10 protein-coding genes and 1 tRNA gene are annotated in these 10,122 nt (G+C 67.6%); 7 read left to right on the top strand and 4 right to left on the bottom strand.

What is annotated here, in order from left to right; translation table 11 throughout:
* Positions 1-763: 763 nt before the first annotated feature.
* A complete protein-coding gene (gene ppk2, locus E3D03_RS04790) occupies positions 764-1,819 on the bottom strand; it encodes a polyphosphate kinase 2 (RefSeq protein ID WP_263566028.1) in 1,056 nt (351 codons plus the stop codon).
* 202 nt (positions 1,820-2,021) lie between these two features.
* On the opposite strand from ppk2, the gene parE reads away from it, so the two are divergent.
* Together parE and E3D03_RS04780 are read left to right on the top strand one after the other, a co-directional pair.
* Complete coding sequence (parE, locus tag E3D03_RS04785) at positions 2,022-3,992, top strand: DNA topoisomerase IV subunit B (RefSeq protein ID WP_263566027.1); 1,971 nt, start codon at positions 2,022-2,024, stop codon at positions 3,990-3,992.
* Positions 3,989-4,327 carry a YnfA family protein gene (locus tag E3D03_RS04780; protein WP_263566026.1) on the top strand — a complete coding sequence of 113 codons (339 nt, stop codon included), beginning with the start codon at positions 3,989-3,991 and terminating at the stop codon, positions 4,325-4,327. Before parE ends, E3D03_RS04780 begins: the two co-directional genes overlap by 4 nt.
* Here E3D03_RS04780 and E3D03_RS04775 read toward each other — a convergent pair.
* Both E3D03_RS04775 and E3D03_RS04770 read right to left on the bottom strand, forming a co-directional pair.
* Complete coding sequence (locus tag E3D03_RS04775; RefSeq protein ID WP_263566025.1) at positions 4,324-5,139, bottom strand: alpha/beta hydrolase; 816 nt, start codon at positions 5,137-5,139, stop codon at positions 4,324-4,326. The genes E3D03_RS04780 and E3D03_RS04775 overlap by 4 nt on opposite strands.
* Positions 5,140-5,215: 76 nt before the next feature.
* Positions 5,216-5,299, bottom strand: a tRNA-Tyr gene (locus E3D03_RS04770).
* A gap of 156 nt (positions 5,300-5,455) precedes the next feature.
* On the opposite strand from E3D03_RS04770, the gene rlmB reads away from it, so the two are divergent.
* The 3 genes from rlmB (at position 5,456) to E3D03_RS04755 (ending at position 7,416) form a co-directional block, all read left to right on the top strand.
* Entirely contained in the window at positions 5,456-6,253 is a 798-nt protein-coding gene (rlmB, locus tag E3D03_RS04765) for a 23S rRNA (guanosine(2251)-2'-O)-methyltransferase RlmB (protein ID WP_263566024.1), read from the top strand.
* 183 nt (positions 6,254-6,436) lie between these two features.
* A complete protein-coding gene (locus E3D03_RS04760) occupies positions 6,437-6,778 on the top strand; it encodes a YHS domain-containing (seleno)protein (protein ID WP_301336092.1) in 342 nt (113 codons plus the stop codon).
* A 185-nt stretch (positions 6,779-6,963) separates the two neighbouring features.
* Positions 6,964-7,416, top strand: coding sequence for a CoA-binding protein (locus E3D03_RS04755; RefSeq protein ID WP_263566023.1), 453 nt, complete (start codon positions 6,964-6,966; stop codon positions 7,414-7,416).
* Positions 7,417-7,476: 60 nt separating this feature from the next.
* Here E3D03_RS04755 and E3D03_RS04750 read toward each other — a convergent pair whose 3' ends face one another.
* Entirely contained in the window at positions 7,477-8,496 is a 1,020-nt protein-coding gene (locus E3D03_RS04750) for a ribose-phosphate pyrophosphokinase (protein WP_062561085.1), read from the bottom strand.
* Positions 8,497-8,580: 84 nt separating this feature from the next.
* On the opposite strand from E3D03_RS04750, the gene E3D03_RS04745 reads away from it, so the two are divergent.
* Both E3D03_RS04745 and E3D03_RS04740 read left to right on the top strand, forming a co-directional pair.
* The gene (locus tag E3D03_RS04745) at positions 8,581-9,180 is read left to right on the top strand and encodes a 2-hydroxychromene-2-carboxylate isomerase (RefSeq protein ID WP_263566022.1); all 600 of its coding nucleotides are present in this window, start codon (positions 8,581-8,583) and stop codon (positions 9,178-9,180) included.
* Positions 9,181-9,188: 8 nt separating this feature from the next.
* Positions 9,189-9,959 carry an alpha/beta fold hydrolase gene (locus tag E3D03_RS04740; RefSeq protein WP_263566021.1) on the top strand — a complete coding sequence of 257 codons (771 nt, stop codon included), beginning with the start codon at positions 9,189-9,191 and terminating at the stop codon, positions 9,957-9,959.
* Positions 9,960-10,122: the final 163 nt, after the last annotated feature.

Raw genomic sequence — 10,122 nt, 5'->3', positions numbered from 1 at the left:
CGAGAGTTCAATCCTCTCTCACAGCACCATCCTATCCCGTTGATTTGCTGGAATATCCTGATTATCCAGGGGACTGGGCCACCTCACTTGTATACAGAGGTGGTATACATGGGCTTGCGAATGCCGACACCCTGGAAGCATCCCGACCACGGCCAAGGAGCGATACAGGGACGCCTCCGCCGCCCTGCAAGAACATCTGCGGGTGATCCAGCAGACAGCCGAGGACGGGCCTGTAGGGCTCACCCAGCGCCAGACAGAGGCCATTGCCGGGGACTACTACCGCGACCTCACCAGCCAGCACGGCAATGAGCCCGGCAGCCCGAAGGAATGGGATGCGGGGCTGACAGCCGTGCAGGAACCGGACCCTGCCGGGCTGGAACGGATGCACGGCGAGGATGCCGACCGGCTGCTGATGGGCCGAGGGCTGGCGGTGGATGACGACAGCCGGGCAAGGCTGCTGCAATCCATGCACCGGGCCTTTGTCCAGTTCGGAGAACAGCAGGTGCGGCGAGGCTCGGGGGATTGGTCCCCGGATGCGGCGGCAGACAGGTTCCCGGCTTTCGAGGATGCGACGACCAGCACAGGCAAGCCCAGCGCGGTTGGCGGCAGCTTGGTTGGGAAGGCTTCGATGTTGCCCGATGCACGGTCGCAAGGGGATGAAGGCGTGGGGATTCAAGGCATTATCCGCGGCAACCGCATGGAACTTCCGGACAAGAAGGCTCCATACCCGTTGGACAAGGTCAATCGGCAGTTCCAGGTGCCCTTAGCCGGCCGCTTGCGCGTCCTTGGCCGCGCGCCGGTGCTCGGGATGCAGCGAGGCGCCCAGAATATGCACGGACTGGTGGATGACATGCCCGGCATGGCCGACGATCAGCGGATCGGGCGGCGTCACGATCCCGGGGTCTTTGTCGGGATAGTCCAGCGTCGACAGGAAATGCCGCATGCAGTTCAGCCGCGCGCGCTTCTTGTCGTTCGACTTGACGATGATCCAGGGCGCGTCGGCGGTGTCGGTATAGAAGAACATCGCCTCCTTCGCCTCGGTGTATTCGTCCCATTTGTCGAGACTGGCCAGGTCGATGGGCGACAGTTTCCAGCGTTTCAGCGGGTCGGTCTCGCGTTCCTTGAAGCGGCGGCGCTGCTCGTCGCGGGTGACCGAGAACCAGTATTTGTAGAGCCGCACCCCGGCCCGGGCCAGCATCCGCTCGTATTCCGGGGCCTGGCGCATGAATTCCAGGTATTCGGTGGGCGAGCAGAAGCCCATCACCCGTTCGACGCCGGCGCGATTGTACCAGCTGCGGTCGTAGAACACCATTTCGCCCGCCGTGGGCAGGTGCTGGATGTAGCGCTGGAAGAACCACTGGCCGCGCTCGACCTCGGATGGCTTGTTCAGCGCCACCACGCGGGCGAAGCGCGGGTTCAGATGCTCCATGAAGCGCTTGATCGTGCCGCCCTTGCCGGCGGCATCGCGGCCCTCGAACAGGATGACGAATTTCTGCCCGGTCTCCTGCGCCCAGATCTGCACCTTCAGCAACTCGGCCTGCAAGAGCGCCTTTTCCCGCTCATAGACCGCGCGGCCCATGCGACGCGGATAGGGATAGCGCCCGGTCTCGAAGGCCAGGCGGATCGCATCCGGGTCGACGGTGGGAAAGCTTCTGGGCCCCTGCCCCTCGCCATTGCCATCGGCGGCCGGCTCCACCCCGGCCGCCGCATCCGGGACAGCGGCGGCGGCCGGGGGCGCGACCGCCCCGACCACCGTCGCTGCCGACTCGTCAACCCCGGAGGCTTCGGGCGTTTCCCTCTTGACCGTGATACCATCCATGCGCGCGTCCCTCCGTTACCACTCAACAAAGGAATTGTGACATAGGCCCGGGTGGGGCGCCTTGACACGCATCAAGTTGTCGCAGGTTCTTGTCACATTTGACCAGGCGCGCGACGCGGATGGCGCGGCCGACACTTGCCCTTGCCCCGCCCCGCCGCGCCATGAGATAACCCCGGCCCAAAGAGCAAGACGAGCAGGTGCCATGGCAGACGATCTTTTCCCGGCCTCGGACAAGGCGATTGACAGCTATTCCGCCGCGTCCATCGAGGTGCTGGAAGGGCTGGAACCCGTCCGCAAGCGCCCCGGGATGTATATCGGCGGCACCGACGAACGCGCGCTGCACCATCTGGTGGCCGAGATCCTCGACAACTCGATGGACGAGGCCGTCGCCGGCCATGCCAGCCGCATCGAGGTCGAGCTGCTGGCCGATTTCAGCGTGGTGATCCGCGACAACGGCCGCGGCATCCCGATCGACCCGCATCCGAAATTCCCCGGCAAGTCGGCGCTCGAGGTGATCCTGTGCACGCTGCATGCCGGCGGCAAGTTCTCGGGCGATGCCTACCAGACCTCGGGCGGGTTGCACGGCGTCGGCGCCTCGGTCGTCAACGCGCTTTCCGACAGCATGGTGGTGCAGGTCGCCCGCAACAAGGAGCTGTTCCAGCAGAGTTTCTCGCGCGGCATCCCGCTGGGCCCGGTCGAAAAGGTCGGCGCCGCCCCGAACCGGCGCGGCACCACCGTGACCTTCCACGCCGACGAGCAGATCTTTGGCCACCACCGTTTCAAGCCGGCGCGGCTGATCCGCATGGTGAAGTCCAAGGCCTATCTGTTCTCGGGCGTCGAGATCCGCTGGAAGTCCGAGATCGACGATGGCGAGACCCCGCAGGAGGCGGTGTTCCATTTCCCGGGCGGGCTGGCCGATTACCTGAACGAACAGCTGACCGGCGCCTCGACCTATGCCGACCGGCCCTTCGCCGGCAGTGTGGATTTCAAGGAGAAGTTCGGCGTCCCCGGCAAGGTCGATTGGGCGATCAACTGGACGCCCTCGCGCGACGGTTTCATCCAGAGCTATTGCAACACCGTCCCCACGCCCGAGGGCGGCACGCATGAGGCCGGCTTCTGGTCGGCGATCCTGAAGGGCATCCGCGCCTATGGCGAGCGGGTCAGCAACAAGAAGGCGGCGCAGATCACCCGCGACGACCTCTTGACCGGCGGCTGCGCGCTGGTCAGTTGCTTCATCCGCGAGCCGGAATTCGTCGGCCAGACCAAGGACCGCCTGGCCACGGTCGAGGCCGCCCGGCTGGTCGAGGGCGCGGTGCGCGACCATTTCGACAACTGGCTGGCGGCGGACACGAAATCCGCCGGCGCCATCCTGGACTTCCTGGTGCTGCGGGCCGAGGAGCGGCTGCGCCGCCGCCAGGAAAAGGAAACCGCCCGCAAATCGGCCACCAAGAAGCTGCGCCTGCCCGGCAAGCTGGTCGATTGCTCGGCCACCAACCGCGAGGGCACCGAGCTCTTCATCGTCGAGGGCGACTCGGCCGGCGGCAGCGCCAAGATGGCGCGCGAACGCCAGACCCAGGCGCTGCTGCCCCTGCGCGGCAAGATCCTGAACGTGCTGGGCGCCGCCAGTTCCAAGCTGGGCTCGAACCAGGAGATCAGCGATCTGTGCCAGGCGCTCGGCGTCGCCATGGGGTCCAAGTTCAACGTCGAGGACCTGCGCTACGACAAGATCATCATCATGACCGATGCCGACGTGGACGGCGCCCATATCGCCTCGTTGCTGATGACCTTCTTCTTCACCCAGATGCGGCCCCTGATCGACAAGGGCCACCTGTATCTGGCCTGTCCGCCGCTTTACCGGCTGACCCAGGGCGCGCATCGCATCTATGTCGCCGACGATGCCGAGAAGGAGCTCTGGCTCGCCAAGGGCTTGGGCGGCAAGGGCAAGATCGACGTGCAACGCTTCAAGGGCCTGGGCGAGATGGACGCCAAGGACCTGAAGGACACCACGATGAACCCCAGGACGCGCAAGCTGATCCGGGTCTCGATCGACGAGGAAGAGGGCGGCGAGACCTCGGACCTGGTCGAGCGGCTGATGGGCAAGAAGCCCGAGCTGCGCTTCCAGTTCATCCAGGAAAACGCGCAATTCGCCGACGCCGAGGAACTGGACCTGTGACCCTGGCCGCGCCGCTGGCCGTCTACGGGCTGGCGGCGCTGGCCGAGATGGCCGGCTGCTTCGCCTTCTGGGTCTGGCTACGGCTGGGCCGCTCGGCCTGGTGGCTGCTGCCGGGCATGGCCTCGCTGGCGCTGTTCGCCTGGCTGCTGGCCCGGGTGCAGGTCGATTTCGCCGGCCGCGCCTATGCCGCCTATGGCGGGATCTATGTCGCGGCCTCGCTGGCCTGGCTGTGGCTGACCGAGGGTCAGGCGCCCAGCCGCTGGGACCTGCTGGGCGGCGGGCTGTGCATCCTGGGCGCGGTGGTGATCCTGGCCGGCCAGATGCGCCCGGCCTAGGCGCCGAGCGCCGCCAGCGCAGTCAGCTGCGCGCCCTGGGGATCGGCGAGGTCATCCAGCACATCGAAATGATTGCGCCCCGCCACCAGCAGCAGCTCGGCGGTCTCGCCGGCCTGCCGGCAGGCGGCGGCATAGTCGCGCGACTGGCGCAGCAGCTCCGGCCGCTCCTCGGCACCGACCGCGACCAGTGTCGGCGCGCCCGGGCCGATCTGGCGCTGCGGGCTGAAGCGGTCGATCTCGGCCTCGGTCAGTTGCAGCGGATCGTTCCAGCCGCACAGGCTGATCGGTTCGAGATCGTAAAGCCCGCTGATCGCCAGCACCGAGCCCACCGCCGGATGCCCGCGATAGAGCGCCGCCAGATGGCCGCCGGCGGAATGGCCGGCCAGGCACATGGGTCCCGTGCCAAGCTCGGGCTGCCCGGCCAGATGGTCCAGCAGCCGGCCGATCTGCTTGACGATCCCGGTCATCGAGGTGGCGGGCGCCAGCGCATATTCCGCCAGAACCACGTTCCAGCCCCGCGCCAGCGGGCCGGCGGCGATGAAGGTGAAATCCTCCTTGTCGCAGCTTTGCCAATAGCCGCCATGGACAAAGACGAAGACCGGCGCCTCGGCGCCTCCGCAGGGCAGCCAGTCGAACCTTTCCCGCGCCCCCTCGCCATAGCGCAGGTCATAGCGCCCGCCATGCCCGGCCCGCATCGCCTGGCTGCGGGCCTGGAAGCCGCGCACCAGCCCGGGAAAATCCGCCACATGGCCGCTGTTGTCATAGGCGAGGTCCAGCGCCGCGCGGTCCATGCCGCGATAAAGCCGTGTCATCGCAGCCCTCCCCGCGACAGTCTCCAGGCGGTCCCGGCGCACCATCTCATTGTATTCGCGAAGTTTTCGAAGAAGATGGTGGGCGACCCTGGAATCGAACCAGGCATGGGTCTCCCCGGCGGAGTTACAGTCCGCTGCCGCACCTTGCAGCACGTCGCCCGCCGAACGCTTCCGGCGTGTGGAGGGGTGATTAGCCGCCCGCGCCACGGGCGTCAAGCGGTCAGCGCCGGAAAAATCCGCGCCGCCCGCAAGCCGCCGCGAAACTTGCAATCTCCGGCGATTTCTGCGCTACCAGAAGCCCAAGGATAGGTGCGCCATGGCCGAGAAACCGCAGAAAACCAAGAAACCCACCTGGGTCATCGACAAGGAACGCGCGCGCCGCGCCGCGGCGGCGGAAACCGTCTGGCTGTTCGGCCTGCATGCGGTGCGCGACGCGCTGGCCAATCCGGCGCGGGAAAGGCTGCGGCTGGTGGTGACCCAGAACGCGCTGGACCGGCTGGGCGCCCTGCCCCCCGGCATCGAGCCCGAGATCACCGACGCCCGCACCTTCGACCGCCATGTGCCGCTGCCGCCCGAAAGCGTGCACCAGGGCGCGGCGCTGGAGGTGAAGCCGCTGAAATGGGGCAGCCTGACCGACCTGGCGCTGTCGGGGCCCGGCAAGCCGCTGCTGGTGGCGCTGGACCGCGTCACTGATCCGCATAACGTCGGCGCCATCCTGCGCTCGGCCGAGGTCTTCGGCGCCCGCGCCGTCATCGCCCCCGCCCGCCACAGCGCCCCCGAGACCGGGGCGCTGGCCAAGACCGCCTCGGGCGCGCTGGAGCGCCAACCCTATCTGCGCGTCACCAACCTGGCCGATGCGCTGATCGAGTTGCAGGGCATGGGCTATGTGGTGGTCGGCCTCGACGGCACCGGCGAAGAGGTCCTGCCCGACGCCCTGGCGCAGGTCGCAGGCCGGCCGCTGTGCCTGGTCCTGGGCGCCGAGGGCCCCGGTTTGCGCGACCGCACGCGCGAGACCTGCGACCGCATCGCCCGCATTCCCTTCGCGGCGGATTTCGGCTCGCTCAACGTCTCGAACGCGGCGGCGGTGGCGCTTTACGCGGTCTCACGCGGCTGAGCACGGCGCGGGGCATCAGGATCACATCGGCGCTAGAAAATCGCTGCCTCGGTTGAGAATCGCCGGGCGATTTGCCAGATCCTAGGCATCTTCCCATCGCCCGTGCCCATGATGATTCGCGCTCTGCTGACCAGCCTCTTGCTTCTTCTGCCCATTTCGCCGGCATTGGCGCAGAATTGGGCATTGGACGGCATGGACCCGGTGTCCTATGGCACCGACAATGCGGCGGTGCCGGGGCGCAGCGACCTGGTGACGCTGTGGCGCGGCAAAGCCTGGCATTTCGCCAGCGAGCAGAACCGCAATCTTTTCGAGGCGAATCCGGGTGCCTATGCGCCGGGGCTGGGTGGGCTATGCGTCGTCGCCCTGTCCGAGGGCCGTTCCGAGCCCGGCAATCCGCGCTATTTCGTGGTGATCGGCCAGCGCACCTATTTCCTGCGTTCGGAACGCGCGCGCGAGCGGCTTCTGGCCGATCCGCAGCGGGTGTTGATGCGCGCCAAGGCCTTCTGGGCTCGGATGAATCCCTGACCTTCTCACTTTTTCGTGAACATGGTGGAACTTTTTGGCCACGGTTCCCATTTATTTAATGAACTTGACCACGGAACGGTCTTGTTCAGATCACTGTCCCTCGTTCCGCGACTTGCGCCCGGCCAGAACACTGGACCGGGCGCTTTTTACGTGCCACTCTAAGTTGAGATCTGGGGGAGGATCAGATGAACCTGGCTATTCTTCGCGACATCGGCTCATCGCCGGCCGATGACGACATCGCGCGTATCGCCCGCTCGACCCGCTGCATCGCCATCATCGGCCTGTCGCCGAATGAGGCAAGACCGTCCTGGGGCGTGGCGCGCTATCTGAAATCGCAGGGTTTTCGCGTGATTCCGGTCAATCCCGGCCATGCCGGCAGCATGATGCTGGACGAGCATGTCTATCCCGACCTGGCCTCGATTCCGCCCGATACGGCGGTGGACATGGTCGACATCTTCCGCCGGGCCGAGGCGGTGCCGGGGGTCGTGGAGCAGGCCATGGCGCATCTGCCGCGGCTGCGCACGGTCTGGATGCAGCTGGGAATCAGCCATCCGCAGGCGGCGAATCGGGCCCGCGCCCGCGGGCTGACGGTGATCGAGGACCGCTGCCCCAAGATCGAGTTCCCGCGTTTCCTGTAAGCCCATGAGAAAAGGCCCCGGACCTTGCGGCCGGGGTCTGACACCGCACCGGCGGCCCGCTCAGGCGCCGGTGTAGAGGCCTTCGTAGATCGGCCCCAGGGTCTCGATCTCGAAGAGCGAGCTGACCGAGGTGCCGTTCCAGATGTTCAGGATCGCCTGGGCGAACATCGGCGCCGTCGGCACGATGCGGATGTTCGAGGCAGATTTCACCTTGTCGGTCGGCTCGATCGAATCAGTGATGACCAGCGATTTCATGACCGATTTCTGCACCCGCTCGACCGCCGGGCCGCTCAGGACGCCATGGGTGATATAGGCATGGACCTCGACGGCGCCGTGCTGCATCAGCACCTCGGCCGCCTTGCAGAGCGTGCCGGCGGTGTCGCAGATGTCATCGACGATGATGCAGGTCTTGCCAGTCACCTCGCCGATCACGGTCATCTCGGCCACTTCGCCGGCCTTCTCGCGGCGCTTGTCCACGATGGCCAGCGGCGCGCCGATGCGCTGCGCCAGTTCGCGCGCCCGCGCCACGCCGCCCACGTCGGGCGAGATCACCATCAGGTCCGACAGCCGGTCGCGGAAGTGATGCTTCACGTCCAGCGCAAAGACCGGCGCGGCATAGAGGTTGTCCACCGGAATGTCGAAGAAGCCCTGGATCTGCGCGGCATGCAGGTCCAGCGTCAGCACGCGGTCCACGCCGGCCTCGGTCAGCAGGTTCGCGACCAGCTTGGCGCTGATCGGCGTGCGCGCCTTGGCGCGGCGGTCCTGGCGGGCATAGCCGAAATAGGGGATGACAGCGGTGATCCGGTCGGCCGACGAACGCTTCAGCGCGTCGGTCATGATCAGCAGTTCCATCAGGTTGTCGTTCGCCGGGTTCGAGGTCGGCTGGATGATGAACATGTCCTCGCCGCGGACGTTCTCATAGACCTCGACGAAGATCTCCTGGTCGTTGAACCGCTCGACGCGGGCTTCGATGGGCGCGACGTTCATCCCGCGATGCATCGACATGCGCCGCGCGATGGCATTGGCCAGCGGTCGGTTCGCATTCCCCGCGATCAGCTTCGGTTCGGTCATGGCCGGCATGGCTGGCTCCGTAAGGGTGGATTCGTGTGATTGCACCCCGCTTAGCACCGGGCTAGCTTGCCCGCAAACCCCGGAGGCCCCGCCATGGCGCATATCGACTATTACCTGAGCACGCAGAGCCCCTGGTGCTATCTGGCCGGCGACCGGCTGGAGCAGCTCGCGGCCCGGCATGGTGCCTCGGTCAGCTACAAGCCGCTGGATGCCTGGCAGCTTTTCGACCGCACCGGCGGCGTGCGCCCGGCCGACCGCCACCCGAACCGGCTGCAGTACCGCGACCAGGAACTGGCCCGCTGGGCCGAGTGGCTGGACCTGCCGCTGACGCCCAGGCCGGCCTTCTTCCCGGTCAATACCGCGCCTTCCTCCTATGCGATCATCGCGGCGCAGGAGGCCGGCGGCGGCGACCTGGGCGGGCTGGTGCAGCGTTTCCTGCGCGCGGTCTGGGCGGACGCAGAAAACATCGCCGAGGACGCCGTGATCCGCGCCAAGCTCTCGGCCTCGGGCTTCGACCCGGACCTGGCCGACAAGGGGCTGTTTCTGGGCGCCGAGACCTATGGCCGCAACCTGGAACAGGCGGCCGAGGCCGGCGCCTTCGGCGTGCCCTTCTATGTCGTGCGCGAGAGCGGCCAGCGGTTCTGGGGCCAGGACCGGCTGGACTTCCTGGACCGGCATCTGGCCAGCCTGTGAGCCCTTCCGTGAGCGGGCTGCACCTGCGGGAATGGCCGGGCCGGGCCGAGCGCCCGGCGCTGGCGCTGCATTGCATGATGGGCAACGCCTCCTATTGGCGGCCGATCGCGCATGCGCTGCGCGACCGCATCCAGGTCACCGCGCCCGACCTGCCCGGCCATGGCCTCAGCCCCGGCTGGGACGGCGGGCCGCCGGATTACCACACCGCCGTCACCCGGGCGGTGGCCGGGCTGGTGACGCGGCCGCTGGACCTGATCGGCCACAGCATGGGGGCGACCGTGGCCCTGCGCATCGCCGTCGCCGCGCCCGAGGCGGTGCGCAGCCTGACGCTGGTCGAGCCGGTGCTGTTCGCGGCTGCCCCCGACGCGGCGCATGACGCGCTGCTGGACCGCATCGACGCGCAGCTGGCCCAGGGCGACGAGATCGAGGCCACGCGCGCCTTTCTCTCGGTCTGGGGCGGCATCGACTGGCAGGCGCAGACCCCGACCGCCAAGGCGCGGCTGGTCCGGCAGATCCGGCTGGTGCAGGCCAGCAACGCTGCCCTGCGCAGCGACAGCGCCAATATCCTGCGCGAAGGCGGGCTTGAGGCCATCGACGCGCCGGTGCTGATCGTCATGGGCGCGGATTCGCCCCCGGTCATCCCGGCCATCGCCGATGCGCTGGCGGCGCGGCTGCCGGACGTGGGCCGCGCCCGGGTGCCGGGCGCCGGACACATGCTGCCGATCACCCATCCGCAGCAACTGGCCGAGCTGATCGGGCTGAACCTCGACCGCGCCTGAGCCGGCCGGTCAGGATTGCGACGCGGCGCGAACGGCCCTGGGACGATGGCGGATGTCTCTGATCCGGCTTCGCGCACCCGCCTCGCCCAGCCTCGCGGACCGCCGGAACTCTGCTGCGTTTCCCTGCACGCCGCGAAGCAGGCGCTTCCGGCATCCTCCCGGG

This window comes from Paracoccus sp. DMF (assembly GCF_004407025.1).
Taxonomy (GTDB): Bacteria; Pseudomonadota; Alphaproteobacteria; order Rhodobacterales; family Rhodobacteraceae; genus Paracoccus; species Paracoccus aminovorans_B.
This window is presented reverse-complemented; position numbering and strand designations above follow the sequence as displayed.